The sequence below is a fragment of the Tessaracoccus zhenghani genome (assembly GCF_055326325.1).
The window spans coordinates 492,135-518,793 of sequence record NZ_JBUZNQ010000001.1 but is presented as its reverse complement, the minus strand read 5'-3'; the positions used below and the strand labels follow the sequence as shown (position 1 = coordinate 518,793).

Here is a 26,659-nt window from a genome sequence, read left to right as displayed (position 1 = left end):
TCTGTGACCTTCGTCGGCTCTGGCCCCGGAGACCTGGGCCTGTTGACGATGAGCGGGTCCCGCGCCCTCCGGATGGCGGATCTGGTCATCATCGACGAGGACGACGACGAGGAACCGGTCAGTCATCTCGTCCCCGCTCACGCAGAACTCCGGTTCGCGGGTGGCGACGACGAGGTCACGGCCATTCTCAGTGCGGTCGCCAAGGGGCGAAAGGTCGTCCGTCTCCACGGAGGAGACTTCTTCACCGATGCCGACGCAGGTGGGGTGTTGCCGGAAGTTCTCCAGGCTGCGGGCCTGCGCGTCAACGTCGTACCGGGCATAAACCGGTGGAGCGCCGCCCTGTCGTTCGGTGCCGTTGCGGCGACGTCGTCGTTCGCTGCTCTCGACGCCACGCTCGAGGTGCCGGACATCAACAGATGGCCCGCCGCCGAGACGCTGATCGTGCGCGCCACCGGCGAATCCGCCGGCCGGCTGGCCGAGCAGGCCATCCAGCGCTACGGCGCCGACGGCTCCTGCCTCTCGCTCACGGGCGTGGGCAGCACCGGCCAGGTCAGCGAACTGCTCACCTGGGCCGAGGTGGACAGCTCGGACGCAGACGAGTGCTTCTTCATCGTCGGCCCCGGCATCGAGGAATCCCGCCGCCAGCGTTACGCCTGGTTCGAGGGCAAGCCCCTGTTCGACTGGCGGGTGGTCGCCCCTAGCACCAAGGACCCGCTCGATCCCCTCGTCGAGGAACTCGCCCACTACGGCGCCTCCACGGAGATCGTGGCCACCATGACCATTGAGCCGCCCCGCACCGAGCAGGCCATGGAACGCGCCGTTCGCGGCCTCGTCGACGGTCGTTACCTGTGGGTCGTGTTCACCTCGCCCCATGCCGTGGGCGCCATCGCCGAGCGGCTCGACGAGTACGGCCTGGACTCACGCGCGCTCTCCGGAATCAACCTCGCCGCCGTCGGTCGCGGCACTGTCGAGGCGCTCACCAGGCTGGGCATCAAGGCGGATCTCGTCCCCGTGGTTGAGAACACCACCGGCGCCCTCGCCCATGAGTTCCCGGCCTACGACGACCTCATCGACCCGCTGGACCGGGTACTCGTGCCCAGCGCCGACGTTTCCGTCGAGCCCCTCCTCGTCGGGCTGAGCAAGCTCGGCTGGGAAGTGGAAGAGGTCACCGCCTACCGCACCGTCCGTGCAGCGCCTCCCGCGCCGGAGGTGCGCGAGGACATCAAGACCGGCAACTTCGACGCCGTCGTCTTCACCTCCGCCACCGCGGTCCGCAACATGATCGGCATCGCGGGTAAGCCCCACGCCGCCACCGTCGTGGCCGCCATCGGGCCGGCAACTGCAGCCGCCTGCGAGATCCACGGGCTCCGCGTCGACGTGACCGCCGACGCCCCCACGTTCGAGTCGCTGGCCGAGTCGCTCGCCCGTTTCGCAGACCGCCGCAGGCAGGACCAGATCGACGCCGGCCTGCCGCTCACGAAGCCCTCGCAACGGAAGCGGCGTCGCCGGCGCAAGCCCGTTGAAGCCACTGCGTAGGCTCTCCCCATGACCACAGCTACGGTGCACGTCATGCGGCACGGCCAGGTGCACAACCCGGACGGGTTGCTCTACGGCAGACTCCCCGGCTTCGGCCTCTCAGAACTCGGCCACCAGATGGCCGCCCGCATGGCCGAACACTGGCGCGACGTGCCGTTGGCGCACCTGCGCACCTCCCCGCTGCAGCGCGCCAAGGAGACCCTGGCGCCCACGGCGGCGCTGTTCCCGCAGCTCGAGGTGGTCGAGGACGAGCGGGTCATCGAAGCCGACAACAAGTTCGAGGGCAAGTCCTTCGGCCGCGACAACCGCGCCCTGCGGGACCCCAGGATGTTCTGGCACATGCGCAACCCCCTCCTTCCCAGCTGGGGTGAGCCGTACACGGAGATCGCCAAGCGGATGGCCGCCGCCATCCAGGACGCGGCCGTCGCCGCCGGTGACGGCGGTCAGGCCCTCGTCGTGAGCCACCAGCTGTCCATCTGGATCGCGCGGATGGCCGCGGAGGGCCGCCGCTTCGCCCACGACCCGCGGAAGCGGCAGTGCACGCTCTGCTCCGTGACCAGCTTCACCCTCCGTGACGGCCGGGTGACCGCCGTCGACTACGCGGAGCCCGCCGCAGACCTCCTGCCGGTCAAGGCCGGCCGCAGGTGGAGGGTGGGCACGTGACCCGACTGGTCGCCGGGCTCGCCGCTGCCGCGCTCCTCTTGAGCGCCTGTTCCACGGCAGAGGACGAAGGCGCCGGGGGCACGGCCGGTTTCGTCGGAGGCGACGGCAGCGTGACCATCATCGCGCCGGAGGAACGCTCCGAGGCCCCGGCGCTGGAAGGCGAGACGCTCGACGGGGAGACGCTCTCGACGGCAGACTTCGCCGGGCAGCCACTGATCATCAACGTATGGGGATCCTGGTGCGCGCCGTGCCGCGCGGAGGCCCCCGAACTGGTGAAGAGTTCCGAAGAACTCGAGGGCACGGCCAATTTCCTCGGCATCAACACCCGCGACACCGTTGCCGCCGCCCTGGCGTTCGAGCGCTCGTTCGGCATCGGGTACCCGTCGCTCCACGACCCCGACGGCGTCCTCCTGCTGGAATTCGCCCAGCTGCCGCCCAAGGCCATCCCCAGCACGGTGGTCATCGACGCGGAGGGCCGCGTCGCCGCACGCGTGCTCGGAGAGGTCAGCGCATCGACCTTGAAAGGCATCGTGGAGGACGTGAACGCCTCGTGATCCTGTTGGAGAGTTGGGTGCAGACGGCCCTCGGGTCGTCGATGCTGCTCGCCATCCCCGTCGCGGTGCTCGCCGGCCTGGTGTCCTTCGCCTCCCCGTGCGTGCTCCCGCTGCTGCCCGGCTACCTCAGTTACGCGTCGGGGTTGGGGGCCAGCGAGATCGCCGACGGCACGGCGAAGAAGCGGCTGCTGCTGTTGGGCACCCTCGGCTTCATCCTCGGCTTCTCCGTGGTCTTCGTGCTCACCGGGGCGCTGATCGGCGGCATCGGTGGCGCGCTCCTCAGCAACTCCTCGCTCATCACGATCGTGCTCGGTTTCATCATCCTGGTGCTGGGCGCTGCGTTCGCCGGCTTCCTCCCCATGCCGCGCATGTGGACGCCCAGCGTGACGCCGAAGATGGGGGTGTGGGCCTCGCCGCTCCTCGGCATGGTGTTCGGCCTGGGCTGGACGCCCTGCATCGGCCCCGCGCTGTCTGTGGTGCTCACCATGGCGCTCAATGAGGGCTCCGCCACGCGCGGCGGCATCCTGGCTTTCTTCTACGCCCTGGGCCTCGGCCTGCCATTCGTCGCCTTCGCGCTGGCCTTCACCGCCCTGGCGCCGCGGCTGAACTGGATGAAGCGCAACCAACGTCTGATGCAGCGCATCGGGGGCATCGTCATGATGCTGGTGGGCGTCGCGATGATCACCGGCCTCTGGGACATGCTGATGGTGGTGCTCCGCCAGTGGGCCGCCAACTTCGGGACGATCCTGTGAACCGGCGGCGCAACCCCGTCACGGAGACACTGAGGTGGGCCTGGGGCCAGCTCACGAGCATGCGCACGGCGCTGCTGCTGTTGTTCCTCCTGGCCATCGCCGCCATCCCGGGCTCGATCATCCCGCAGCGCAACACCGAACCCATCGAGGTCATCGACTTCAAAGCCGCCAACCCCTTCTGGGACCGCATCCTCGAGCCGCTGGGCTTCTACGACATCTACACCTCGGCGGTGTTCTCGGCCGTCTACCTCCTGCTGTTCGCCTCGCTCATCGGCTGCATCATCCCGCGCGTGACGAAGTACTGGCGCGCGGTGCGCAAACCCCCGCCGAACGTGCCGGCCCGCATCGAGCGGCTGCCGGTGACGGCACGCGCAGCCCTTGCCCCGACGGCGTCCCCGGGCCAGGCCCCCGAGGCGCGGGCGGAGGCGTGGCTGAAGTCCAAGCGGTACCGCACCCGGGTGACCGACGCGGGCGTCAGCGCCGAACGCGGTTACCTGCGCGAGTTCGGGAACCTCACCTTCCACCTGTCCCTCCTGGCCGTGCTCGTGGGGCTGGCCTGGTCCAACCTGTGGGGCTTCTCCGGCAGCGCGATCGTCGTCGAGGGCCGCGGCTTCTCCAACGTCATCACGCAGTACGACGACTTCACCTCCGGTGGTTTCCTCGACACGGACCACCTGGAGCGCTTCAGCGTCACCATCGACGAGTTCCATGCCGAGTTCGAGACGGGAGACGTTCAGCGCGGCGCCGCCCGGGTCTTCGACGCCGACGTCACGCTCTCGGATTCCCAGGGCACGCGCCCCGTGCAGATGACGGTCAACGAACCGCTCATCACGGCCGACGGCACCCAGGTGAACCTGCAGGCCCACGGCTACGCCCCCATCTTCACCGTGACGGACGGCAACGGCGACGTGGCCTTCAGCGGCCCCGTCGTGTTCCTGCCCCAGGACGGTAACTTCTCCTCCGCCGGCGTCATCAAGGTGCCGGACGCGCGCCCCCAGCGCCTGGCGTTCGAGGCCTGGTTCCTCCCCACGGCGGTGCTGGACGAGACCGGTCCCCATTCGGTGTTCCCGGATGCGCTCAACCCGGAGGTCTTCCTCAACGCGTGGTTCGGTGAGCCCGCCGCCGAGACCGGCGCGCCGGAGAACGTGTACGTCCTCAACAGCGAGGGCATGGAGCAGGTGCCGGGCGATGACGGACAGGTGCTGAGCGCCCGGATGTTGCCCGGCGCGCACATGTCGTTGCCGGACGACCTCGGCTCCGTGAGCTTCGACGGGTACAAGCGGTGGGTGCGCCTCCAGGTCAGTGAGACCCCCGGCAACCTGCTCACCCTCATCGCCATCTCGGTGGGCGTCATCGGCCTCACTCTCAGCTTGTACATCCGGCCCCGGCGGCTGTTCGTGCGCATCGCCGACGGTGAGGTCATCGTCGGCGGCCTCGACCGTACCGACACGGCAACAGGCCTCGACGAGGAGGTGGCCGCCCTGCTGGGGGCGGTGACCGGCGAACCGGGGCACAATGGTGGGGCCGCGCCCCACCCCGACAACGAGGAGCCCGTTGCATGACGACCCTGTCCGAGTGGTCCTACACCCTGATGGTCTATGCCGCGGTGGTGTACCTCATCGCGTTCGCCGCGCACACCGTCGAATGGTCCTCCGCGCGCGGACAGTCCCCGGTGCGTCCCCTCGACGGTTCTGAGGACGGTGCCCGCACCCGCGTGGACCTGTTCGGCCGGCTCGGTCTGATCTTCACCGTGGTGGCCGCACTGATGCAGGTGTCGGCCGTCGTGCTGCGGGGCGTGGCGGCCGGGCGTCCGCCATGGGGCAACATGTACGAGTTCATCACCTCGACGATGGCCTTCGCCGCGGTCCTGTACCTCGTGGTGGCCCTGAAGTGGGGGATGCGCTGGCTCGGGTTGGGCATGACGCTGCTGTTCACCGTCGGGGTCGGCCTGGCCGTCACGCAGTGGTACGTCGAGGTCGCGCCGCTCGTGCCGGCGCTGCACAGCGTCTGGTTCGTCATCCACATCGTGGCCGCGGCCATCGCCGGAGCGGCCTTCAACGTGGGGGCGCTCGCCTCGATCCTCTACCTGCTCCGGGAACGCGCCGAGAGCCGGGCCCAGGCGGGGCAGGGTGAAATCCGGGGCTACCTGGCGAAGGTGCCGTCGTCCGCGAAGCTCGACCTCCTCTCCTACCGGCTGCACGCGTTCGCCGTGCCCCTCTGGACGTTCACCATCGTGGCCGGCTCCATCTGGGCGCAGTACGCCTGGGGACGGTTCTGGAACTGGGACCCCAAGGAGACGTGGTCGTTCATCACGTGGGTGGTGTACGTGGCCTACCTGCACGCCCGCGCGACGGCGGGTTGGCGTGGCCGCCCGGTCGCGATCATCGCGGTCATCGGCGTGTTCGCCTTCTGGTTCAACTTCGTGGGCGTCAATCTGCTGTTCAGTGGGTTGCACTCGTACGCCGGTATCTGACCCGTGACCGGTGACGAGGCGGCAGACTGGCTGCCCAGGCTGTACGAGGAGGAAGGGCCGACCCTGCACCGGCTCTGCGTCCTCCTCGGCGCCGAGGACCAGTCCGCCACCATCGTGCGCAGCGCACTGCTGGCGCTGCAGCGCCGGTCCAACCGGCTGATCGACCCCCTCGAGCGGGTCTACTTCGTGCAGGAGCATGTCGTGCACCTGGCGCGGGCCACGCGGCCTGCGCTGCAGCCCCTGCACCTGCCGCGGGTGGATGAACCCCGGCAGGACGAGATCCTCCGCGCCGTGTCGGCCATGGCTCCGCGCACCGCGGAGCTCCTCATCGTCAGCCATTACCTCTCGGTGTTCGGCCCGGACCTGGCCGGCATCATGCGGCTCTCGGTGCGCGGCGCGAACGTCAAGCTCGAGGGGGCGCTCGAACAACTGCGTGCCAGGGCGGGTGCGCCGACGCTCGGCAGCCAGCCCGGTGTGATCGAGTCACTCTCCCAGGAGTTGACGGCCGCGCTGCGCTCCGCGGCCCGCGTCACCCCGGTGCCGGAGGCGGACATGCTCGAGGGTGAACTGGAGCACATCTCCGAAGACCGCGGCACGAGGTTCCGGCCGCGTGCCGTGGTGGTGTTGACGGTGCTCGCCGTCCTCGTCGGGATCGTGCTGGCCGCGTTGATGCGCGACGACATCGGCACCACCGTCGAACCCGCCCCTGAACCGGTGGTCACACCGACGGCGGTGGAGTCGCGGTCGATCAACGCCACGGTGCGCAACACACCGCTGTACTACGTGGCCAGCGACTGGCGGCTCTACCGGGAGCTGCGCGATCTGCCCTCCACCGGGAACCTGGTGCGGGCGGCGCTCAACTCGCTGCTGGGCCTCGTGCCGATGGACCCGGACTACCGCACCGTCTGGAGTGCCGGGAAGCTGCTGAGCGCCGAGATCCACGGCGACGAGCTGGTCGTGGACCTGTCGGCGGAGGCCTATGAGGGCCTGACGTCACCCGTGGCCATCGCCCGCGCGCGTGACCAGGTGATCTACACGGCCTCCGAGCTGGTGGGCAACCCGCGGCTGAAGGTGGTCTTCCGCTCCGACGGTGGCACCCCGCCCGAGGGCTTCGACGATCCTGAGGGGTACGGGCGCACCGGTCTGGCCCCGATGCCTGCGGTGTGGATCAGCTCTCCGCGCAACCAGGCGACGCTGAGCGCCGGGCAGGCCTCGATCATCGGCACGGTGAAGGAGGGAGTGGGCGTGCCCGTCGTCCGGATCACGGATCAGGACTCTGGCGAGGTCATCCTCGAGACCACGGCCCAGACCACGGCCGGCGTCAACGTCGAGGGCTGGCGGGTGTGGACGGTGACCACCTCGCTGCCGAAGGGCAGCCTCGACATCACCGTGAGCGTCCTCGACGGTGATCCGCAGGTCGAGGTCAAGGAGAACAAGGCCGTCACGGTCTCCTAACGCGAGGCCGTGATGACGCTGGCGACCTGCGTCTGCAGGTCCATCGGCACCAGGCGGGTGGCGAAGGCCATCACGCGGTTCATGGTGCCGTCCACGACGAACGGGCGGTGCTTCCGCAGCGCGGCGAAGGTCACCGTCGCAACCTGCTCGGGGGTACGGCGGTTGCGCATCATGTTGTCGTCGCCGCCCCTGGCCCAGAACTCGGTCTTCGTGGCTCCGGGGCAGCTGGCGATGACCCGCACGCCGGTGGGCTTGAGTTCGCGCCACAGCGCCACGCTGAAGCTCAGGACGTACGCCTTGCTCGCCGCGTAGGAGCCCATGTTCGGCGTCGGCTGGAACGCCGCGGTGGAGGCGACGTTGACGATGGCGCCCCGGCCCCGCTCCAGCATCCCGGGCAGCACGGCGTGGGTGAGATCCGTGAGCGCCACGACGTTGAGTTCCAACATGTCGGTGGTGCCCTCGGGATCTGACGCAGCGAAGCGTCCGAGCTGGGCGAAGCCGGCGTTGTTCACCAGGTGGCCCACCTTGGCCGCCCGGACCTCCTCGACGAACGCGCGGCGGGCCTCCCGGTGGGTCAGGTCCACCGTCGAGATACGGGTGGCGACGCCGTACTCGGACTCCAACCGGCGGGCGACTGCCTGCATCTGGTCCCCGCTGCGGGCCGCCAGCCAGACATCGCTGCCCTCGGCGGCGAGGCGTTCGGCGAACGCCACCCCCAGCCCTGTCGATCCTCCGGTAACCACAGACCACGTGTTGCTCATGGCCTTTACCTTACGCATGGAACAATGGGCGCCATGCAGCATTTCGATCTCGTGGTCATCGGTTCCGGCTCTGGAAACTCCCTCATCGATGAACGGTTCGACAAGTGGAACATCGCACTCATCGACCGGGACGAGACGTTCGGCGGCACCTGCCTCAACCGCGGCTGCATCCCCACCAAGATGTTCGTGCTGCCGGCAGACCTGGCGGCCTCGCCTCATGAGGCCGCCCGCCTCGGGGTGGACCTGGAGTACAAGGGTTCAGACTGGGCGGCCATCCGCGACCGCATCTTCGGCCGCATCGACCCCATCTCCGCCGGCGGCCTCGACTGGCGGATGCGATCGCCGAACGTGACCGTCTTCCGTGACGAGGCGCGCTTCATCGGCGAGCGCACCCTCCAGGTGGGGGATGTCCAGATCAGCGCGGACCGGATCGTGCTGGCCACGGGTTCGCGGCCCCGCATGGTGGACGTGCCGGGCATCGACGACATCCGCAGCAGCCTCTACACCTCAGACACCATCATGCGGGTCGACGAGCGCCCCAAGCGTCTGGTGATCCTCGGCGGTGGCTTCATCGCGGCTGAGTTCGCGCACGTGTTCGCCTCGCTCGGCACGAAGGTCACGCTGATCAACCGCTCGGAGGTGCTGTTGCGCGGCGCGGACCGCGAGATCTCGGAGCAGTTCGCCCACAAGCTGGGCCGGCGCGTGCAGCTGCGCCTCAACCAGGCGCTGTCGTCCTTCGAGCGCAGCGCCGACGGCGGGGTCACCGTCGTCACGACGGACCGCAACGGCATCGAGTACGAGTACTACGCCGACGCGGTGCTGATGGCCGTCGGACGGGAACGCAACTCCGATGTCCTGGACCCGGCCGCCGGGGGAGTGGAGATGCGCGCCTTCGGTCAGATCCGGGTGGACGCGCAGCAGCGCACCAGCGCCGAGGGCGTGTGGGCGTTGGGCGATGTCTCGTCGGACTACCTGCTCAAGCACGTGGCCAACGCGGAGATGCGCACGGTGCAGCACAACCTCCTGCACCCGGAGCGCCCCATCGAGACGGACCACCGCTACGTCCCCTACGCCGTCTTCACAGACCCGCAGGTGGCGGCCGTCGGCGCCACCGAGGAGCAGCTCAAGAACTGGGGGACCCCGTATGTCGCCGCCCGCCAGCGCTACGGCGACGTGGCCTACGGCTGGGCGCTCGAGGACGAGGGGCACTTCGTCAAGTTGCTCGCAGATCCGGGGAGCCTGCGGCTGCTCGGCGCCCACATCATCGGCCCTCAGGCTCCCACCCTCATCCAGCCCCTCATCCAGGCGATGAGCTTCGGCCTGCGGGTCGACGAGATGGCCCGCGGCCAGTACTGGATCCACCCCGCGCTGCCGGAGGTGGTGGAGAACGCGCTGCTCGGCCTGCTCTCCGCCCAGCGGCATGCGGAGCAGCACAAGTGAGGCGCATCCTGGCAGCGGCGGGGGTGGCGGCGCTCGGGCTGACCGGCTGCGCCACAGAACCGCTGATCCCGCCGCAGTACCGCACGGCTGAGCCGGCCCTGGAGTCGGTGCAGTCCGCCCCCGTCGCGGACGGCGGAACAACCACACAGGAACTGATCGCGCCCGAGGCGGCGCCCGCCGACGAGTGCCGCGCGCTGGCGGAGGAGCTGTCGCTGGAGCAGCAGGTGGGCCAGCTGTTCATGGTCGGCGTCGACACCGGCGGGCTTGACCCGACGACGCGCTCGGCCATCTCGGATTCCCGCATCGGGTCGGTGGTGCTGCTGGGCAACACCACGGCGGGCACCAGCCAGCTGCGGAAGCTGACGGCGGAACTCGGCAGCCTCGGCACCGCGCAGCTACCGCTCCTCGTCGCGGTGGACCAGGAGGGTGGCGCGGTCCAGCGGCTGAAGGGCTCGGGCTTCGACGCCATCCCGTCGGCACGCGACCAGGGCGCCCTGCCCGCGTCCGAACTGCGCGACGCAGCGGCCGGCTGGGCAGAGGAACTCCATGCGGCAGGGGTCCGCTACGACCTGGCCCCCGTCGCGGACGTGGTGCCCGAGGGCAAGCGCTCGTCGAACGAGCCCATCGGCAAGCTGAAGCGAGATTTCGGTGCCGATCCTGAAGCTGTCTCTGATTCGGTGGTGGGGTTCATCGAAGGCATGCGGTCAGCCGGGATCGCCACCTCGGTCAAGCACTTCCCGGGCCTGGGTGAGGTCACCACGAACACGGACCACGGCGCCGCGCAGGACACCGACACAACCCGGGATTCGCCGAACCTCGAGCCGTTCCGTGCCGCCGTCGAGGCGGGGGTGGATTCGGTCATGGTGTCGTCGGCCGTGTTCCAGGAGATCGATCCGGACAACGAGGGCGTGTTCTCGCAGACCGTCATCACGGAACTGCTGCGCGGGGAACTGGGCTTCGACGGTGTGGTGATCGCCGACGACCTCGGCGCCGCCGCCGCCGTGAAGGCCGTGAAGCCGGGGGAGCGCGCGGTCCGGTTCTTCGACGCCGGCGGTGACCTCGTGATCAACGCCAACCCGTCGATCATGCGCGACATGGTGACAGCCACCCTGGAGGCGGCGGGCGACGACGAGTCGTTCGCGGCTCAGGTGCTGGATTCCACCAGCCGCGTGCTGCGGCTCAAGTCGGCCGTCGGGCTGGTGGACTGCGCCTGAGTGTCGGGCTTACCGCCCGTCAGCGCGCGCAATGCGTAGAGAATGGCCGCGAGATCCACGACCTCCTGCGTGAGCGCCCCCGCCACGGGCGGGATGTACCCGAACGCGGCCACGACCATCAGGCCCAGCGACAGGACGATCCCGATCCAGATCGCGGTCAGCGCCACGCGATAGGTGTGCCGGCCGATCTCAACGGCGCGCACCACCCGGTGCACGTCGTCGCGCACGATGACGGCGTCCGCCGATTCGCTGGCGGCCGTGGAGCCGCGGGCGCCCATGGCGATGCCGACATCCGCCATGGCGAGCACGGGGGCGTCGTTGACGCCGTCGCCCACCATGATCACGGGGCCTGGCATCGCGCGGATCCGCTCCACCTTCTCTGCGGGCAGTAGTTCAGCGTGCACGTGCCCGATCCCGGCCTGATCGGCGAGGGTCCCGGCGGTGTCCTGGTTGTCACCGGTGAGCATCGCGATCTTCTCGAAACCGAGACCCCGCAATTGCTCGACGGTCTGGGCCGCGTTCTCCCGGAGCCTGTCCGCCAGCAGGAGGGTGCCGGCGAAGCGGCCGTCGACGGCGACCGCGACGGAGGTCTGGCCGGCGCCCAGCGGCACGGAGTGGGCGGCGGGGTCCTCGGCGCGCACGAAGGCGAGTTTGCCGATGACGACGCGCCGGCCGTCGATGCGCGCCCGCACGCCGTTGGTGGCGATCTCCTCCGCGTCGTGGGTGCTGCTGAGCGCCAGGCCACGCTCCCGGGCGGCCCGGATCACGCCCTTGGCGAGGACGTGCGACGAGTACTGCTCCGCGGACGCAGCCAGCCTCAGCAGTTCCTCCGGCGAGGTGCCGTTGGCGGTGATCACGTCGACGAGTTCGGGCTCGCCGTGTGAGAGGGTGCCGGTCTTGTCGAAGGCGATCGACTTCGCCCTGGCGAGGGCCTCGAGGGTGGCGCCGCCCTTGACGATGATGCCGGAGCGCGCGGAGGCGCTCATGCCGCCCATGAAGGCGACGGGTGCGGCGATGAGCAGGGGGCATGGGGTGGCGAGGACCAGGACGGAGGCGAAGCGGACGGGGTCGCCGGAGAGCCACCAGGCGAGGCCCGCCAGCACCAGCGAGATGAGGGTGAAGGGGATGGCGTAGCGGTCGGCGAGACGCACGGTGGGGGCCTTGGCGTCCTCCGCCTGCTGCACGAGCGCGATGATCTGCTGGTACTGCGACGACGCCGCGTCGGCGGTGGCCCGGATGCGGACCGCGCGCTGGGTGTTGAGCGAGCCCGAGAGGACGGGGTCGCCGAGGGTCTTCGCGACGGGCAGCGATTCGCCGGTGAGCGATGACTCGTCGAAGGTCGCCTCATCGGTGAGGAGGTCGCCGTCGACGGGCACCACCTGGGAGGGCTTGACGAGCAGCAGGTCGCCGGGGCGGACTTCGTCGACCGGGATGTCGGTGACGGCGGCGGTCGGTTCCTCGGAAGCCAGGCGGTGGGCGGTCACGGGGGCGCGCTTGAGGAGCGCGTCGAGGTCGCGGGTGGCCCGGGCCGCGGCGAAGTCCTCCAGCGCCTCGCCGCCGGTCAGCATCAGCACCACGATCATCGCCGCGATGTATTCCCCCACGCCGATGGCCGCTGCCATGGCGACGACGGCGAGGATGTCGAGGCCGTAGTGCCCCCGTGCGATGTCCCTGGCCATGCCCACGGCGGTGAGGGCGACGATGAAGATGACGTAGCCGGTGCCGATCCACTGGGCGGCGACGCCCTGCCCGGCGAAGTGGAGCGCGAGCACCGTGACCAGGGCGGTCACGGTGGCCGCTACGAGGGGGTACCGCCTGATGTAGCCAGCCATGACCCCAGTCTTCGCCATTCGAACTGCTTCTTCAATCAAGGTGAGGCTTACCTACGGGGGGTACCGGTCCGTGGCGTCACCCGGCGTCCAGGTATCGAACGAGTAGTCTCGACCCCATGCTGCGTTGCTCAATGGAGTGGTCGCGCGCCGACCTCCCCGCCTGGGGCACCGCCGCGCGCGCCAACTTCTATGTCTGCCTGGAGATCCCCGGCCCCTGGGGCCCGCTCGCCGCGACGGGAGCCCGCCTGCTGGATCCTGCGGTGGGCGCGGAACTGGAGGCCACCATCGCAGAGCTGGGCGGCCGCTTCATCCTGATCCGGCACCCGGAGCGCCGCACGATCGGCACGGACCCCCTCGCCGTCCTCCTGTCCGGGGGATTCGACGCCGGCGGCTGGCTGCGCCGCTCGGAGGTCTCGGACCCCACCGAACTCCTCGAACTGATCCGGGCCTGGGGTGGTGACGGTGTACCCGGGGGACGCGACGGCGGCGCGGCCATGCTGGTGTGCAGCCATGCGCGGCGCGACCAGTGCTGTGCATTGGCGGGCCGTCCCATCCTGGCGGCGCTCACCAGGGAGGTGGGTCCCGAATCCATCTGGGAGGCCTCCCACCTGGGCGGGCACCGCTTCGCCCCCACCATGCTGCTGCTGCCCACAGGCCAGGTCCTCGGGCGGCTCAACGCGGTGGCAGCGGTGAGCGCCTACCGTGCGGCTGAGGAGCATGCCCTGTGGCCCGGCGGCGCCCGCAAGGACCGGGGCCGCTCGCACCTCCCGCCGGAGCAGCAGGCCGCTGAGGCCTGGGCGCTGGCGGAGTTCGGACGCCGCGACGAGACCCCCCACCCGGACACGGCGGGCATCTCGCTCACGCCCGTCCCCGCCGTCGACCTCTCCAGCGAACTGCTGGACGGCGGTCCCGGCGTGCGCGTGCGGCTGCGGGGCTGGGAGATCACGGTGGATGTGCAGCGCGTCACGACGGACGGCGAGGCTCCCGCCAGTTGCGGCAAGCCTGCCGAGCCGCTCTACTACTGGCGCGTCGGCCCCCATTCCCCCGCATGAGTTCCCGTCGCTCGATCACCGCTCTGCTGCTGAGCAACACTTTCGGGGGGATCGGGGTGGCCTCCGGCATCGCGGTCGGGGCCCTGCTGGTGGCCTCGATGGGCGGCGACCACCTGGCCGGCACCGGGCAGGCGGTCAGCATCTTCGGCGCGGCGCTGCTGGCGGTGCCGTTGGCCAATCTGGCCGCGCGCCGTGGCCGTCGGCCGGCGCTGGCCCTGGGCTATGTGATCGCGGCCGTCGGCGCCGTGGTAGTGCTGGTGGGTGCCTGGCTGGGCTGGCTGTTGCTCGTGCTCGCGGGCCTCGTGGCGTTCGGCGCTGCGCAGGCGACCAACCTGCAGTCGCGCTACGCGGCGGCAGACCTGGCAAGCCCGGACCGTCGGGCCACCTTGATGTCCATCGTGCTGTGGGCGACGACGATCGGCTCGGTGGTGGGGCCGAACCTGAGCGGCGCCGGTGCGGCGCTCGGGTCGGGCATCCGGCTACCGGAACTCGCGGGTCCCTATCTGTTCAGCGTCGCCGGCTTCGCCCTGGCCGGGGTGGCCATCGTGGCCCTCTACCGCGGCAACCCGCCCTCCGCCGCGCCGGCGCTGACGGCGACAGAGGCGGTCCCGGCCTCCAAGACTGGCGCCGTGGCGGCACTGAGGTGGGCCGCCACGCACCCCGTGGCGCGGTTCGCGGTGCTGCTCATCGTCGTGGGGCACGCCGTGATGGTGGGCGTCATGTCGATGACCCCGGTGCATCTCGGGCACGAGGGGCACGGGCTGTCCGCCATCGGCCTGGTGATCAGCCTCCACATCATGGGGATGTACGCGCTGAGCCCCGTCGTCGGCTGGCTCGCCGACCGCTTCGGCGCCATGCGCACCGCTGCCGTCGGCCTGCTGCTCCTGGCGTCGACGGCCGGGATCATCCTCGTCGCCCCGAAGTCGTTCCCGCTGGTCACGGTGGCGCTGGTCCTGTTGGGCGTCGGCTGGTCGTTCACGATGATCTCCGGCTCCGCGCTGCTGGCGCGTACCAACTCCGGCGACATGCGCGTGCCCCTGCAGGGCGCCACCGATGCCCTGATGAACTACGCCGGCGCGGCTGCCGCGCTCATCGGCGGTCCCGTCCTGGCCTGGCTGGGGTATGGGGGACTGGCCCTCGTCGCCGCGGTGCTGATCCTGCCGGCCGGCGGCATGGGCTGGGTGGCGCGTCGCTCCCGGGCCCGGGTCGCGCCGTCCGCTGCCGGGGCGAAGCACTGACGCACGGGGGAGAAGCCAAATCTTGATTCGGGGTCGCGGACGGACCCACATCAAGATTCGGTCCGACATGGCTCCGGTGGGCGATGGGCCCCGAATCAAGATTCGGGGTCGCGGACCGCACCAGATCCAGATTCGGGGACTCCCCGACGACGGGTTCAGGCTGCGCGAAGCGTATGCAGGTCGCACACCGCCCTGCAGGGGCGGGCTCGCCCGGGCCACCCCAGCTTCCGCAGACCGTCCTCGAGCTGCGCTGCCGTGCGGCACGCCTGCTTCGTGGACGAGTTCCAGCCATAGTGAAGCGTGTCTTCGTCGTTATGGATCTTGTGGGCGTTGTCCCTGTACCAGTCTCTACTTGCGTCTGTATGGTCGCGGCGACCATCCAGTTCGAACCGAAGTTTGAACTCTGGCCAATGGCCATCTGAGCGACCGTGGTCGCTCTTCGGCTGGAGTATCGGTTCCGGCAGCCCGTGCGCCGCGATCACCGAGCGACTGAAGTGCCATTCGAGGGCCGATTCGATGCCTCGGGCGGCATGCTGGCAAAGATCGTGCAGGTGCCGACGGTGCGCGTTGCGACCCCGAGCCGTCAGGGCTTCGAGAAGACGACTGGCCGTGGTTCTCCCATTGGTGAAACTCCGGACGACGGCGTCAGTGAGGTCATCCTGGGCAGCGTGGTCCGCCATATCCAGCAGGCTTTCCTCCACACGCGTCCGGGGGACGGTTCCGATCGCGGTGCGTTCTCCGCGCCTGAGCAGGATCGACCACTCGCCCAAGGCGAGATTGGCCCGGCTTTCGGTGCTCCACACGGTGACCAGCTCTGGGGGATCACGGAGGATCTCGTCCAGGTAGAGCGCCGCTGCGCCGCCCACGGAGGCGGAGGCCCCACCAGCCAAGAGGCCGGCCCAGACGGCCGACTTCCAGGTGGGTTGCTCCGTGCAGTACAAGCCGTACATGAGACGGGTCCACGGTCCGGTCAAGCGACGAATGACAGTACGGCTGAGGCCACCGTCGAGCATTTGCCTCGTGGTGATCATGCCGGCCTGTTGCCTGGCGAGGGAGACCAGGTTGATGGGCAGAGACTGACGCGGGTACATGTGCCGACGCTCGCATGCGAGGTGGCTCGTTGTCTGTGCCTGGGCCGCAACGGACAACACCAGGAGGCGGAGGGACAACACCTGGCACCCGTTGGACAACACCGTGCCCCACTCGGACAACACTGCAGCACACCGCCGCGCACCTCCGTGGTGTCCGTCGTCGGCTCCCCGGGGGTGATGGCGCAACCATAGCGAGCGACCTGCGGGTGGTCCCGGAGGACCTGGATCTGGATCTGGGGTGCTGGACGACCCCGAATCTAGATTTGGGGTGTGCGGCGTCGCTCCTGGCCGAAGGCAGGAAGCAACTGCATCTGGATCTGGGGTGCTGGACGACCCCGAATCAAGATGTGGCGGCACCGACGCCGACCCCAGACGGAAAACGGCGCCGCCACAGAGGCGACGCCGTCACACGGTGGTTCCCAGGCTCAGCCGAAGCGGCCGGTGATGTAGTCCTCCGTGGCCTTCTGCTCAGGGTTGTGGAAGATCTTCTCCGTCGGGCCCATCTCGATGAGCTCACCCGGCTGGCCGTGGGCCTTCAGGTTGAAGAAGGCCGTCCGGTCGGACACCCGTGCAGCCTGCTGCATGTTGTGCGTCACGATGACGACCGTGTAGTCCTCCTTGAGGTCCTTGATCAGGTCCTCGATGGCCAGGGTCGAGATGGGGTCGAGCGCGGAGCAGGGCTCGTCCATCAGCAGCACGTCGGGCTCGACGGCGATGGCGCGGGCGATGCACAGACGCTGCTGCTGGCCGCCGGAGAGGCTCGAGCCGGGACGCTCCAGGCGATCCTTGACCTCGTTCCACAGGTTCGCGCCGCGCAGCGACTTCTCGACGAGTTCGTCGGCGTCCTTGCGGGAGATGCGCGCGTTGTTCAGGCGAACGCCGGCCAGGATGTTCTCCTTGATCGACATCGTGGGGAACGGGTTGGGGCGCTGGAACACCATGCCCACCTGGCGACGCACCCGCACCGGGTCCACGTTGGCGGCGTACAGGTCTACGCCGTCGAGGAGTACCTGGCCGTCGACGTAGGCGCCGGGGATGACCTCGTGCATGCGGTTCAGCGAGCGCAACACGGTGGACTTGCCGCAGCCGGACGACCCGATGAACGCGGTGACCGCGCGGGGCTCGATGGTCATGTTGACCGACTTCACGGCATGGAACTTGCCGTAATAGATGTCAAGGTCTTTGATCTCAATACGCTTGGACATTTCCAGGTTCCTTAACTCAGCGTCCGGCCTTGGGGGCGAACTTCCAGGCGATGAATCGCCCGATGGCGTTCAGTCCCATAACGATCAGAATGAGGGTGAGCGCGCCGGCCCATGCACGTGCATGGTACGCCGCCGTATCAATGCCGGGCGCGTACATGTACTGGTTGTACACGAACACCGGCAGGGTGGCCATGGGGTTGTCGAAGGGGTCGAGGTTCATCGACGACGTGATGGAGGCCGTGACCAGCAGCGGCGCGGTCTCGCCGATGACGCGGGCGATGGCCAGCACGACACCGGTGACGATGCCCGCGATCGAGGTGGGGAGGACCACCTTCACGATGGTGCGCCACTTCGGCACACCCAGGGCGTAGGAGGCTTCGCGCAGTTCGTTGGGGACGATCCGCAACATCTCCTCGGTGGAACGCACCACCGTCGGGATCATGAGGACCGACAACGCGACGGCACCCGACATGCCGGACTTGTGGCCGGCGCCGAAGACCATGGAGAACAACGTGTAGGCGAACAGGCCCGCGACGATGGACGGAATGCCAGTCATGACGTCGACGAAGAATCGGATCGCCGCCCCGAGCTTGCCGTTGCCGGCATATTCGACGAGGAAGATCGCCGTCATCAGGCCCACGGGCACCGAGATCAGCGTGGCGATGCCAGTCACGATCAGCGTGCCCCAGATGGCGTGGACGGCGCCGCCGCCCTCCCCGAGGATGTTGCGCATCGACCAGGAGAAGAAGACGCCGTCGAAGCGGGCCAGACCGTTGGCCACCGTGCCCCAGACCAGGGAGACCAGCGGGGTCAGCGCGATCAGGAAGAACCCCGTCACGACGTACTTCGCGAGGCGGTCCTTGGCCCGGCGGCCGCCCTCGACGGCGCTGGAGAGCACGAACATCGCCAGCAGGAACAGCACGGCGGCCACCGCGACCACACTGGCGATGTTGGCCGACTTCAGGAGCGCCAACAGGCCCGCGGCGACGGCCACGGACACGACGAGCGCCGCGACGCCCGTGTACGGGGGGAGGCTGCCATGCGTCAGGGGGGTGGGCTTCGGCGTCACGTTCGTCTTCGGGGACGGTGCGGTCTGTGTCGTGCTCATCAGTTGGCTCCCGAGAATTCCTTGCGGCGGTTGATGATCCACCGCGCGGTCATGTTGACGATCAGGGTGATGATGAACAGCACCAGGCCGGTTGCGATGAGCTCGTTGCGGCCGATGTCGTGCGCCTCGGGGAAGGACTGCGCGATATTGGCCGCGATGGTGTTGGGGTTCTGGCTGGTGAGGAGCTTGAAGCTGATGATGCCCGAGCCGGACAGCACCATGGCGACGGCCATCGTCTCACCGAGCGCACGGCCGAGGCCGAGCATGCAGGCCGACACGATGCCCGGCATGCCGAACGGGATCACGGCCTGCTTGATCATCTCCCAGCGGGTGGCTCCGAGCGCCAACGAAGCCTCCTCATGGAGCTTCGGCGTCTGCAGGAACACCTCCCGGGAGATGGCGGTGATGATCGGCAGGATCATGACGGCCAGCACGACGGAGGCGGTGAAGATGGTGCGGCCGGTGCCGGACACCTGGCCGCTGAACAGCGGGATCCAGCCGGCGTTCTCGTTGAGCCAGAGGAACAGCGGGCGCATGGCCGGCGCCAGCACCGCGATGCCCCACAGGCCGAAGACGACGGACGGCACGGCGGCCAGCAGGTCGATGATGTAGCCGAACGACGAGGCCACCCGCTTGGGCGCGTAGTGCGTGAGGAACAGCGCGATACCGACGGCGACAGGGACGGCCATCACCATGGCCAGCAGGGCGGACCACATCGTGCCGAAGGCGTACGGGGCGACGTAGGACCAGAAGCTCTGACCGCGCCCGAACTGGAACGTCTCGGGGTCTGCCAGGAGTGCCGGCAGCGCCAGGCCCACGAGGAAGGCAGCCACGGCGGCCAGGATGACGAGGATCAGGACGCCCGATCCGGTGGACAGACCCCGGAAGAAGGAATCGCCGAAACGCTTCTTGCTGCGGGTGAGCGAATGGGACTCGGACTCGGGTCCGGTGTCTGTCTGCGGGGCTTCGGGGGCTTCCGTTGCCGACATGGGCGCTCCTGAATCGAAACGAGAGTAGCGGTTTGCAGATTACACGCCCCTGATCGTGCAAAGTCGCGTCACCCGTTTCGGGCGACGCGACTTTGCATCGATCAGAGGCTGATGATCACTGGATGGAGTCGATCGAGGCGGTGACCTCATCGGACAGCGCGGCGGAGAGCGGCGCGGAACCGGCGCGCTCGGCGGAGGCCGACTGGCCCGCTTCCGAAGCGATGTAGGTGGCGTAGGCCTTCACGAGCTCAGCCTTGGCGTCGTCCTGGTAATCCTGGCAGGCGATCAGGTACGACACGAGCACGATGGGGTAGCCCTCGGCCTCGCGGTCCACCTTGATGGCCATGTCGTTCTCGGCGCGGCCATCTTCCACCGGCGAGTTCTCGACGATGGCGGCGGCGGCCTCAGTGGTGGGGCCGTGGAACGACCCGTCCTTGCCGAGCTTGGCGGTGGAGAAGTCGCCGGCCTGCGAGGCATCGACGTAACCGATGGTGCCGACACCGCCGGAGACGGCGGAGACAACGCCCTGGGTCTGAGCGGCGGCCTCGCCACCCTCGTACGGCCAGTCACCGGACTTCTCGGCGTCCCACACGCTGGGGGCAGCGGCGGCGAGGTAGTCCGTGAAGTTCTCGGTGGTGCCCGAGGTGTCGGAGCGGTGCACGGCGGTGATGTCGAGGTCGGGGAGTTCGACGCCCTCGTTCAGCGCGGCGATCTTCTCGTCGTTCCACTTGGTGATGTCACCCTTGAAGATGGCAGCCAGCGTGCCGGCGTCCAGGTTCAGGTCCGTGACACCCTCGACGTTGAAGACAACGGCGATGGGGGAGATGTAGACGGGCAGGTTGATCGGCTTGTCGACGCACTGCGAGAAGGTGTTCTCGTCGATCTCTTCCTGCTTGAAGGCCCGGTCGGAGCCGGCGAAGTCCGCGCCGCCGCCGATGAAGGCTTCGCGCCCGGCGCCGGAGCCCTCGGGGGAGTAGTTGATGGTGACGCCTTCGTTAGCGGTCTGGAAGCCGGCGATCCAGGTTTGCTGGGCGACTTCCTGCGCCGAGGCGCCGATGCCCGAGAGGGTGCCCTCGAGGTTCGAGGCGGGGGCGGCCGCTTCCGTGCTGGCGGTTTCTTCGGTGCCAGCCGATTCGGAGGCGCTGGCGGCGGTGGTGTTCTCCGCGGGAGCGTTGGTGGTGCCCTCGTTGGCGGCGCAGGCCGACAGGAGGAGGGCGGCCGAGAGGCCGGCAGCGGCGGTCAGGCGGATCTTCATTTCGGGATACCTTCCGAGACGGGAATGGGCCGCAAGTTGGCCCTGGAACTGAACGAACTGTGTGTTCCTGCATGTGAACGTAGGACGACCAGGTAACCGAATGGTCCGGGTTTGGTTAACAGATGATGAACGGAGGGCGAGTTCTCGCCCCTCCCGGGGTTTTCTCGGGTAGTTGTGACGGGATCGTTACCCCCGGGGCATCCCAGGACAGAGATCCGGGCTCAGGCCGTCGGCTTGTGCACTTCGACGGCGACGAGGTCACCGTCGTCGTCCCGGTGCACGACGACGACCTCGCCCACGACCATGGGCTTGGCCTTGATCCCCAGACCCTCGAACATCGCCGGTAGCACGGGGCGGTGCCCACAGAGCGCGGTGGGGGCCGTGGTGCGCTTGAAGAGGCGGGCGACGAAGCGGCGGACCTCCCTCGGATGCACCGTGCCCTCCTCTTCGGTGAGCACGTCCTCCGTGACGATCTCCAGCCCGCGCTGTTCCGCGTAGGGTCGCAACGTCTCCACGCACCTGGTGGAGGAGGAGCTCACCAGGTTCTCCACGCCGTAGGCGCCGAACAACTGGGCCAGTTCCCTGGCCTGGCGCCGGCCGCGCCCCGTGAGGCGACGCTCCTGGTCCGGCCCGCTCCAGTCCTTGCGGAGCATGGCCTTGCCGTGGCGCACCAGCAGCAGGGGGGTGGTGCGCGGCTTCAGCAGCGCCGTCGACAACAGGCGCCGCTCGTCGGCATAGGTGAGGGTGCGCATGGCCTTGTCGATCCGGGCCCAGCGGATCTTGTCGACCTCGCGGTTGGGTTCGAAGGGCTGCTCCGCCAGCACCTCGGCGCGCCAGTACTGGACGGCCTTGAGCCCCTTGGAGAGTTTGTACTCGATGGGGGGCAGACGCAGCCCCAGTCGGACGGCGACCCCGGCCTCTTCGAACACCTCGCGCACCGCCGTCCGGGGTGCGAGCTCGTCGACGGTGCCCTTGCCCTTCGGCAGTGACCAGTCGTCGTAGGCCGGGCGGTGGATCATCAGCACCTCGACGTCCTTGCCGGTGCCCCTCAGCACGACGGCACCCGCCGCGCGGATGGCGACGCGACGGCTCATCGGGTCGAGCGCCTGGCCGCGGTCTGCTGGATCAGCCATTCCTGGATGTCTCTCAACGGGGTGCCGTCCGGGCCGGTGGTGTGCACCGACCATGTCGAATCATTGAGTTCCCAGTGCACGGTGCCGGGGTCGAACGCCATCGCGAAGAGTTCGTCGATGTGCCGCAGGTGCGCCGGGTTGCTGAGCCCGACGATGGCCTCGACCCGGCGGTCCAGGTTGCGGTGCATGAGGTCTGCCGAGCCGATGCCCACGATGGGCTGGCCGCCACCCACGAAGGAGTAGATGCGGGAGTGCTCGAGGAACCTGCCCAGGATGGAGCGGACCCTGATGTTCTCGCTCAGCCCGGGGACTCCCGGCCGGATCGTGCAGATGCCGCGCACCCACATGTCCACCGGCACGCCAGCCTGGGACGCGCGGTAGAGGCCATCGATGATGGCCTCGTCGACGATGGAGTTGACCTTGATCTTGATGCCCGACGGCAGGCCCCGTCGCTGATTGGCGATCTCGCCGTCGATGTAGTCCAGCAGCCCGCGCCGGATACCGTCCGGGGCCACCAGCAGGCGGCGGTAGTGCGTCTCCTGCGTCATGCCCGAGAGGTGGTTGAACAGCCGCGCCAGGTCGTCGGTGATGATGGGGTGCGCCGTCAGCAGGCCCATGTCCTCATACAGTCGGGCGGTCTTCGGGTTGTAATTGCCGGTGCCGATGTGGGCGTAGCGGCGCAGGCCGTCGGCCTCCTCGCGCACCACCAGCGACAGTTTGCAGTGGGTCTTGAGCCCGAGCATGCCGTAGACGACGTGGACGCCTGCCTTCTCCAGCTTCCGCGCCCAGCCGATGTTGTTCTGCTCGTCGAAGCGGGCCTTGATCTCGACGATGGCCAGGACCTGCTTGCCCATCTCGGCCGCCTCGATGAGGGCGTCGACGATGGGGGAGTCGCCGGAGGTGCGGTACAGCGTCTGCTTGATGGCGAGCACCGCGGGATCAGCTGCCGCCTGCTCGATGAAGCGCTGCACCGAGGTGGCGAACGAGTCGTACGGGTGCTGCACCAGAACGTCGCGCAGCTTCAGCGCCTTGAACATGTCTGCGGGGCTCGCGCTCTCCACCTCCGCCAGGTCCGGGTGCGTGATGGGCAGGAAGTTGGGGTACTTGAGGTCTTCCCGGTTGGAGTCGTCCAGCGAGAACAGGCCCGTGAGGTCCAGCGGCGCCTGCACCCGGTAGACCTCGTTGGCCTTGATGTCGAGCTCGTTGATGAGCATGTCGAGCATCTTCTCGTCGATGTCGTCCTCGACCTCGAGGCGGACCGGAGGCCGACCGACCTTGCGTCGCAGCAGTTCCTTCTCCAGGGCGAACAGGAGGTTCTCGGCGTCGTCCTCCTCCACCTCGATGTCCTCGTTCCGGGTGACCCGAAAGGTGGTGTGGGACAGCACCTGCATGCCGCTGAACAACTGCCCGAGATGGCGGGAGATGATCTCCTCCAGGGGCAGGTAGCGGCCCTCCGCGAGGCGGACGAAGCGCGACAGCACCGGCGGCACCTTCACGCGGGCGAACTGCCTGGTGCCCGTGACGGGGTTGCGCAGCAGCACCGCCAGGTTCAGCGAGAGGCCCGAGATGTAGGGGAAGGGGTGCGACGGGTCCACGGCGAGGGGGGTGAGCACGGGGAAGATCCGCTCGGCGAACAGCGCCCGCATCGCGTCCTTCTCGTTGGCCGTGAGTTCCTCCCACTTGAGGATCTCCACGCCCTCGGCGCGCAGCGCGGGGCGGACGTCCTTCTGGAACACCAACGACTGCTCGTTCACCAGGCGACCCACCTTGGCGAGCAGTTCGGCATGCAGTTCGCCGGGCATCTTGCCCAGCACGGTGGGGACGGCCACGCCGGCCGCGATGCGGCGCTTCAGGCCCGCGACGCGCACCATGAAGAACTCGTCCAGGTTCGACGAGAAGATCGCCAGGAACTTGGCGCGCTCGATCAGCGGGACGCGGAGCGCGTCCTTGGCCTGGTCCAGGACGCGGTCGTTGAAAGCCAGCCAGCTCAGTTCACGGTCGAGGTAGCGGTCTGCCGGCAACCGTGCGTTGTCGGTGGCGTCGATGGCGGGATCGCTCATGCAGGGGTCCTCTCGGCGTGGAAGCTCGTGTCGGTCTGGACGATCTCGAAGCCCGCCTTGCGGTACATGGCCACCACGCGCTCCTGGCTCCCCTCGACATAGAGCTGGATGCGGTCGTCGCCCTGCTGTGCGAGGTGGTGGAGACCGGCGGCCAGCAGGATGCGACCCAGGCCCTTGCCCTCGTGCTCCGGCGCGACGGCCATCACGTAGACCTCCCCGAGGCCGCCGCCATGGCGTTTGGTCCAGTGGAAGCCCACCACGTCGCCGTCCTGACGGGCGACGAACAGGCCGTGGGGATCGAACCACGGCTGGCGGGTGAGGTCGTCGAACTCCGCGAGGGTGAGCCGGCCCTGCTCGGGATGCTGGGCGAACGCGGCGGCGTTGACGGCGACCAGCTGTTCCCGGTCTGCGGGGGCGAAGGTGCCGAGGGTGTAACCCTCAGGCAGGGAGCCGGTGACCGGCTGCGAATAGTCGGTGCGGGATTCCATGCGGAGCAGGGACCGGACCGGCCGCATGCCGACGCGGGTGGCGAGTTGGGGCGCGCCGGGCAGCGTCCCGAAGGCCCATGCCGACGACTCGGGGTGGGCCCGCAGAGCCTCCGTGAGCAGTTCGGTGCCGATGCCCTCGCGACGGTGGTCCGGATGGACGCCCACGAGCAGCGTGCCGTCACGCTCGTCGCAGACGACGAAGCCGTATGGGTCCTTCCGCTTGCCCATGAAGAAGAAATCGGCCTCGCGCACGCCGTCGATGCCGAGCGAGCCCGACTCGTTGACCGGGGAGATGCCGTCATGCTCAGTGATCGCGTCGACGAGGCCGCGCAGGGCGTCGCGCATCGTCGGTGTCAGCGTCGTCAAGCTAACCAGCACGGTGAGCCTCCCTCGCACTGGCGAAGCGGTAACCAACGTTGCGCACAGTGCCGATGTAGTAGTCGAATTGGCCGAGCTTAGCCCGAAGCCGGCGCACGTGGACATCCACCGTGCGGGTGCCACCGTAGTAGTCGTACCCCCACACCTGGCTGACCAGGGTCTCCCTCGACAGCACGCGGCCGGGGTGCTGCATCAGGTAGCGCAGCAGTTCGAACTCCGTGTAGGTCAGGTCGAGCGGTGCCCCGTCGAGGGTGGCGGTGTAGGCGGCCCCGTCCACGCGGATGGGCCCGGCCACCAACAGGTCCGGGTCTGCGCTGGAGCGGGTCAGCACCCGGATGCGCGCGTCGATCTCTGCGGGTTCACTGCCCGCGGCGACGAAGTCGTTGAATCCCCAGTCCGGCGACAGCACGGCCAGTCCGGACAGCGCCACGATCAACAGCACCGGGGCGTTCCCGCCGCGCGAGAGCGCCTGACAGGTGGAGCGGGCGCCTGCGAGGTCCACGGTGCCGTCCACCACGACGACATCAGCGCCCTCGGCGTCGATCAAGGCCTGGGCCGCCGACGTGACAGTGGTGATCTGGTGGCTCAGCAGCGCCAGTTCCGGAGGCGTTTCCTTGGAGGAGACGAACACGATGTTGCTCATGGCTGCCCTCCTTCCGCGCCCCGCGGGACGACCTCATCCTAGTGGTACGTCGCCCCCCGTGGTACGCACGTTCCGGGGTGGCCTGAGCTCCACCGCTACCATGTTCCCCATGACGCAGGACCTTCCGGACGATCTGTTCCGGCAAGGGGCCGAAGAAGGGCCCGAGGAGGCGCGCGGGGAGCCGGAGCGGTCCCACGTGCCTGAACGGTCGTCGGTCAAGACGGTGCCGCTCGGAGAGGACGGGATTTCGCTGCGCATGCTGGCCGGCATCCTGGTGCTCGCAGTGCTGCTGGCCTTCGCCGTCGGGCGTCTGTTCTTCTTCCGCGGCAACCAGGATCCGATGGTGACCGTGAGCCCTGCTCCGCTGCCCACCGCGACGGCCTCCGCCCCGCCCAGCACCGAGGGGGTGCCGTATTCGGACGCCGTGGTGGTCGCCAACGTGGTCGCTGCCGAGGGGCAGTGCCTCGAGGGCGGCACGCGGGACACGCCGGCGATGCTCATCGACGACGACTCGGGCACCCTGTGGCGCTGCCACGGCGAGGGCGTGGGGGAACAGGTGACGTTCACGTTCAGCGGGCGCCGGCCCCTCGTCGGCGTGCGAGTGGTCAACGGCAACACCGCCTGGTCAGACCGGTACCTGATGGAGCGCCGCGTCCTCAGCATCAGGTGGGAGTTCGACGACGGGTCGTTCTTCGTGCAGGGCCTGGCTGCGAACAACCGCAATCCGCAGGAAGTGCGCTTCCCGCCGCTGTCCGCCACGGGCGTGACCATGACGGTCTTGGATGCCACCGCTCCCGGCGACGGCGAAGCCAATGCCGACGCCGTGTCGCTCAGCTCGGTGGAGTTCCTCACCCCAGCCTGAGCCGGCTCACTCCCAGTTCTTCGTGTCCATGGTGATGGTCACGGGGCCGTCGTTGACGGAGCTGACGAGCATGTGGGCGCCGAACCTGCCCCGCGCCACCGTCGCGCCCAGCGACTCCAACTGCCGGCACAGTTCCTCGACGAGCGGCTCACTCACGCCGCCGCCGGCCGCGCGGCTCCAGGACGGGCGGCGCCCCTTCCGCGTCGAGGCGTAGAGGGTGAACTGGCTGACGACGAGCAGGGGCGCGTCGACGTCGCTGGCCGACTGTTCGTCGGCGAGGATCCGAAGCGACCAGATCTTCCGGGCCAGCGCTGCGGCGTCGTCGGAGGTGTCGTCGTGGCCGACGCCCGCCAGGACGAGCAGGCCGGGGCCGTCCAGCTCGCCGACCACCTCACCGTCGACCTTCACGGAGGCCTCGAGCACCCGGGTCACCACAACACGCATGGTGCCCATTGTGGCTGCTTCGTATACTGGCCC

Annotated in this window: 24 protein-coding genes; 12 read left to right on the top strand and 12 right to left on the bottom strand. The window is 68.9% G+C overall.

Translation table 11 applies throughout. The features are described from left to right. Positions 1–3: 3 nt before the first annotated feature. The 7 genes from ACZK4S_RS02320 to ACZK4S_RS02290 are packed head-to-tail and all read left to right on the top strand — an operon-like array spanning position 4 to position 7,433. On the top strand, positions 4–1,536 hold the full coding sequence (locus ACZK4S_RS02320; protein ID WP_083665521.1) for a uroporphyrinogen-III synthase: 1,533 nt from the start codon (positions 4–6) through the stop codon (positions 1,534–1,536). Positions 1,537–1,545: 9 nt separating this feature from the next. Then, the gene (locus ACZK4S_RS02315; RefSeq protein WP_463643230.1) at positions 1,546–2,199 is read left to right on the top strand and encodes a histidine phosphatase family protein; all 654 of its coding nucleotides are present in this window, start codon (positions 1,546–1,548) and stop codon (positions 2,197–2,199) included. Beyond that, on the top strand, positions 2,196–2,753 hold the full coding sequence (locus tag ACZK4S_RS02310; RefSeq protein ID WP_076061903.1) for a TlpA family protein disulfide reductase: 558 nt from the start codon (positions 2,196–2,198) through the stop codon (positions 2,751–2,753). The genes ACZK4S_RS02315 and ACZK4S_RS02310 overlap by 4 nt, the downstream gene beginning before the upstream one ends. 41 nt (positions 2,754–2,794) lie before the next feature. Next, positions 2,795–3,505: a cytochrome c biogenesis CcdA family protein gene (locus tag ACZK4S_RS02305; RefSeq protein WP_076062053.1), complete on the top strand. Its 711-nt coding sequence runs from the start codon at positions 2,795–2,797 to the stop codon at positions 3,503–3,505. After that, positions 3,502–5,067 carry a cytochrome c biogenesis protein ResB gene (gene resB, locus ACZK4S_RS02300; protein ID WP_233120771.1) on the top strand — a complete coding sequence of 522 codons (1,566 nt, stop codon included), beginning with the start codon at positions 3,502–3,504 and terminating at the stop codon, positions 5,065–5,067. Before ACZK4S_RS02305 ends, resB begins: the two co-directional genes overlap by 4 nt. After that, positions 5,064–5,978: a c-type cytochrome biogenesis protein CcsB gene (ccsB, locus tag ACZK4S_RS02295; protein ID WP_076061905.1), complete on the top strand. Its 915-nt coding sequence runs from the start codon at positions 5,064–5,066 to the stop codon at positions 5,976–5,978. Before resB ends, ccsB begins: the two co-directional genes overlap by 4 nt. Positions 5,979–5,981: 3 nt before the next feature. Next, positions 5,982–7,433 carry a GerMN domain-containing protein gene (locus ACZK4S_RS02290; protein ID WP_463643229.1) on the top strand — a complete coding sequence of 484 codons (1,452 nt, stop codon included), beginning with the start codon at positions 5,982–5,984 and terminating at the stop codon, positions 7,431–7,433. Here the strand turns inward: ACZK4S_RS02290 and ACZK4S_RS02285 are convergent. Next, positions 7,430–8,194 (bottom strand): SDR family NAD(P)-dependent oxidoreductase, encoded by a 765-nt coding sequence (locus ACZK4S_RS02285; protein WP_463643228.1) that lies wholly within the window; start codon positions 8,192–8,194, stop codon positions 7,430–7,432. The genes ACZK4S_RS02290 and ACZK4S_RS02285 overlap by 4 nt on opposite strands. Before the next feature lie 33 nt (positions 8,195–8,227). Between ACZK4S_RS02285 and ACZK4S_RS02280 the strand changes: the two genes are divergently transcribed. Then, positions 8,228–9,634: a mycothione reductase gene (locus ACZK4S_RS02280; protein WP_463643227.1), complete on the top strand. Its 1,407-nt coding sequence runs from the start codon at positions 8,228–8,230 to the stop codon at positions 9,632–9,634. Continuing rightward, entirely contained in the window at positions 9,631–10,848 is a 1,218-nt protein-coding gene (locus tag ACZK4S_RS02275) for a glycoside hydrolase family 3 N-terminal domain-containing protein (protein WP_463643226.1), read from the top strand. Before ACZK4S_RS02280 ends, ACZK4S_RS02275 begins: the two co-directional genes overlap by 4 nt. On the opposite strand, the gene ACZK4S_RS02270 is transcribed toward ACZK4S_RS02275, so the two are convergent. Beyond that, the gene (locus ACZK4S_RS02270; RefSeq protein ID WP_076062058.1) at positions 10,779–12,680 is read right to left on the bottom strand and encodes a heavy metal translocating P-type ATPase; all 1,902 of its coding nucleotides are present in this window, start codon (positions 12,678–12,680) and stop codon (positions 10,779–10,781) included. The two genes, ACZK4S_RS02275 and ACZK4S_RS02270, sit on opposite strands and share 70 nt — an antisense overlap. A 116-nt stretch (positions 12,681–12,796) precedes the next feature. Between ACZK4S_RS02270 and ACZK4S_RS02265 the strand changes: the two genes are divergently transcribed. Then, positions 12,797–13,732 carry a ferredoxin family protein gene (locus tag ACZK4S_RS02265; RefSeq protein WP_463643225.1) on the top strand — a complete coding sequence of 312 codons (936 nt, stop codon included), beginning with the start codon at positions 12,797–12,799 and terminating at the stop codon, positions 13,730–13,732. After that, positions 13,729–14,970, top strand: coding sequence for an MFS transporter (locus ACZK4S_RS02260; RefSeq protein ID WP_463643224.1), 1,242 nt, complete (start codon positions 13,729–13,731; stop codon positions 14,968–14,970). Before ACZK4S_RS02265 ends, ACZK4S_RS02260 begins: the two co-directional genes overlap by 4 nt. A gap of 155 nt (positions 14,971–15,125) precedes the next feature. Here ACZK4S_RS02260 and ACZK4S_RS02255 read toward each other — a convergent pair whose 3' ends face one another. The 9 genes from ACZK4S_RS02255 to ACZK4S_RS02215 form a co-directional block, all read right to left on the bottom strand. Beyond that, positions 15,126–16,061, bottom strand: a complete 936-nt coding sequence (locus ACZK4S_RS02255; RefSeq protein ID WP_143570968.1) for a type IV toxin-antitoxin system AbiEi family antitoxin domain-containing protein — start codon at positions 16,059–16,061, stop codon at positions 15,126–15,128. Positions 16,062–16,486: 425 nt separating this feature from the next. Continuing rightward, positions 16,487–17,266: a phosphate ABC transporter ATP-binding protein PstB gene (gene pstB / locus ACZK4S_RS02250; protein WP_076061919.1), complete on the bottom strand. Its 780-nt coding sequence runs from the start codon at positions 17,264–17,266 to the stop codon at positions 16,487–16,489. A 16-nt stretch (positions 17,267–17,282) separates the two neighbouring features. Continuing rightward, positions 17,283–18,374, bottom strand: a complete 1,092-nt coding sequence (gene pstA / locus ACZK4S_RS02245; RefSeq protein WP_463643223.1) for a phosphate ABC transporter permease PstA — start codon at positions 18,372–18,374, stop codon at positions 17,283–17,285. Beyond that, complete coding sequence (gene pstC, locus ACZK4S_RS02240; protein ID WP_076061924.1) at positions 18,374–19,363, bottom strand: phosphate ABC transporter permease subunit PstC; 990 nt, start codon at positions 19,361–19,363, stop codon at positions 18,374–18,376. Before pstC ends, pstA begins: the two co-directional genes overlap by 1 nt. A 115-nt stretch (positions 19,364–19,478) precedes the next feature. Next, the gene (gene pstS / locus ACZK4S_RS02235; protein WP_076061926.1) at positions 19,479–20,618 is read right to left on the bottom strand and encodes a phosphate ABC transporter substrate-binding protein PstS; all 1,140 of its coding nucleotides are present in this window, start codon (positions 20,616–20,618) and stop codon (positions 19,479–19,481) included. 221 nt (positions 20,619–20,839) lie between these two features. Next, entirely contained in the window at positions 20,840–21,751 is a 912-nt protein-coding gene (locus tag ACZK4S_RS02230; protein WP_158069065.1) for an NUDIX hydrolase, read from the bottom strand. Then, positions 21,709–23,811 carry an RNA degradosome polyphosphate kinase gene (locus ACZK4S_RS02225; RefSeq protein ID WP_076061928.1) on the bottom strand — a complete coding sequence of 701 codons (2,103 nt, stop codon included), beginning with the start codon at positions 23,809–23,811 and terminating at the stop codon, positions 21,709–21,711. The genes ACZK4S_RS02230 and ACZK4S_RS02225 overlap by 43 nt, the downstream gene beginning before the upstream one ends. Then, positions 23,808–24,677 (bottom strand): mycothiol synthase, encoded by an 870-nt coding sequence (mshD, locus tag ACZK4S_RS02220; RefSeq protein ID WP_158069066.1) that lies wholly within the window; start codon positions 24,675–24,677, stop codon positions 23,808–23,810. Before mshD ends, ACZK4S_RS02225 begins: the two co-directional genes overlap by 4 nt. Then, the gene (locus ACZK4S_RS02215; RefSeq protein ID WP_076061934.1) at positions 24,667–25,320 is read right to left on the bottom strand and encodes a winged helix-turn-helix domain-containing protein; all 654 of its coding nucleotides are present in this window, start codon (positions 25,318–25,320) and stop codon (positions 24,667–24,669) included. Before ACZK4S_RS02215 ends, mshD begins: the two co-directional genes overlap by 11 nt. Positions 25,321–25,429: 109 nt before the next feature. Between ACZK4S_RS02215 and ACZK4S_RS02210 the strand changes: the two genes are divergently transcribed. Continuing rightward, positions 25,430–26,182: an NADase-type glycan-binding domain-containing protein gene (locus tag ACZK4S_RS02210; protein WP_463643222.1), complete on the top strand. Its 753-nt coding sequence runs from the start codon at positions 25,430–25,432 to the stop codon at positions 26,180–26,182. Positions 26,183–26,188: 6 nt separating this feature from the next. Here the strand turns inward: ACZK4S_RS02210 and dtd are convergent, their stop codons facing one another. Next, positions 26,189–26,626, bottom strand: coding sequence for a D-aminoacyl-tRNA deacylase (gene dtd, locus ACZK4S_RS02205; RefSeq protein WP_463643221.1), 438 nt, complete (start codon positions 26,624–26,626; stop codon positions 26,189–26,191). Positions 26,627–26,659 lie beyond the last annotated feature (33 nt).

Coding starts and splice junctions, on each gene's coding strand:
- ACZK4S_RS02315 (WP_463643230.1), top strand. CDS start 1,546: ATGACCACAGCTACGGTGCACGTCATGCGGCACGGCCAGGTGCACAAC.
- ACZK4S_RS02305 (WP_076062053.1), top strand. CDS start 2,795: ATGCTGCTCGCCATCCCCGTCGCGGTGCTCGCCGGCCTGGTGTCCTTC.
- ccsB (WP_076061905.1), top strand. CDS start 5,064: ATGACGACCCTGTCCGAGTGGTCCTACACCCTGATGGTCTATGCCGCG.
- ACZK4S_RS02285 (WP_463643228.1), bottom strand. CDS start 8,194: ATGAGCAACACGTGGTCTGTGGTTACCGGAGGATCGACAGGGCTGGGG.
- ACZK4S_RS02280 (WP_463643227.1), top strand. CDS start 8,228: ATGCAGCATTTCGATCTCGTGGTCATCGGTTCCGGCTCTGGAAACTCC.
- ACZK4S_RS02270 (WP_076062058.1), bottom strand. CDS start 12,680: ATGGCTGGCTACATCAGGCGGTACCCCCTCGTAGCGGCCACCGTGACC.
- ACZK4S_RS02265 (WP_463643225.1), top strand. CDS start 12,797: ATGCTGCGTTGCTCAATGGAGTGGTCGCGCGCCGACCTCCCCGCCTGG.
- ACZK4S_RS02260 (WP_463643224.1), top strand. CDS start 13,729: ATGAGTTCCCGTCGCTCGATCACCGCTCTGCTGCTGAGCAACACTTTC.
- ACZK4S_RS02255 (WP_143570968.1), bottom strand. CDS start 16,061: ATGTACCCGCGTCAGTCTCTGCCCATCAACCTGGTCTCCCTCGCCAGG.
- pstB (WP_076061919.1), bottom strand. CDS start 17,266: ATGTCCAAGCGTATTGAGATCAAAGACCTTGACATCTATTACGGCAAG.
- pstA (WP_463643223.1), bottom strand. CDS start 18,374: ATGAGCACGACACAGACCGCACCGTCCCCGAAGACGAACGTGACGCCG.
- pstC (WP_076061924.1), bottom strand. CDS start 19,363: ATGTCGGCAACGGAAGCCCCCGAAGCCCCGCAGACAGACACCGGACCC.
- pstS (WP_076061926.1), bottom strand. CDS start 20,618: ATGAAGATCCGCCTGACCGCCGCTGCCGGCCTCTCGGCCGCCCTCCTC.
- ACZK4S_RS02230 (WP_158069065.1), bottom strand. CDS start 21,751: ATGGCTGATCCAGCAGACCGCGGCCAGGCGCTCGACCCGATGAGCCGT.
- ACZK4S_RS02225 (WP_076061928.1), bottom strand. CDS start 23,811: ATGAGCGATCCCGCCATCGACGCCACCGACAACGCACGGTTGCCGGCA.
- ACZK4S_RS02215 (WP_076061934.1), bottom strand. CDS start 25,320: ATGAGCAACATCGTGTTCGTCTCCTCCAAGGAAACGCCTCCGGAACTG.
- ACZK4S_RS02210 (WP_463643222.1), top strand. CDS start 25,430: ATGACGCAGGACCTTCCGGACGATCTGTTCCGGCAAGGGGCCGAAGAA.
- dtd (WP_463643221.1), bottom strand. CDS start 26,626: ATGCGTGTTGTGGTGACCCGGGTGCTCGAGGCCTCCGTGAAGGTCGAC.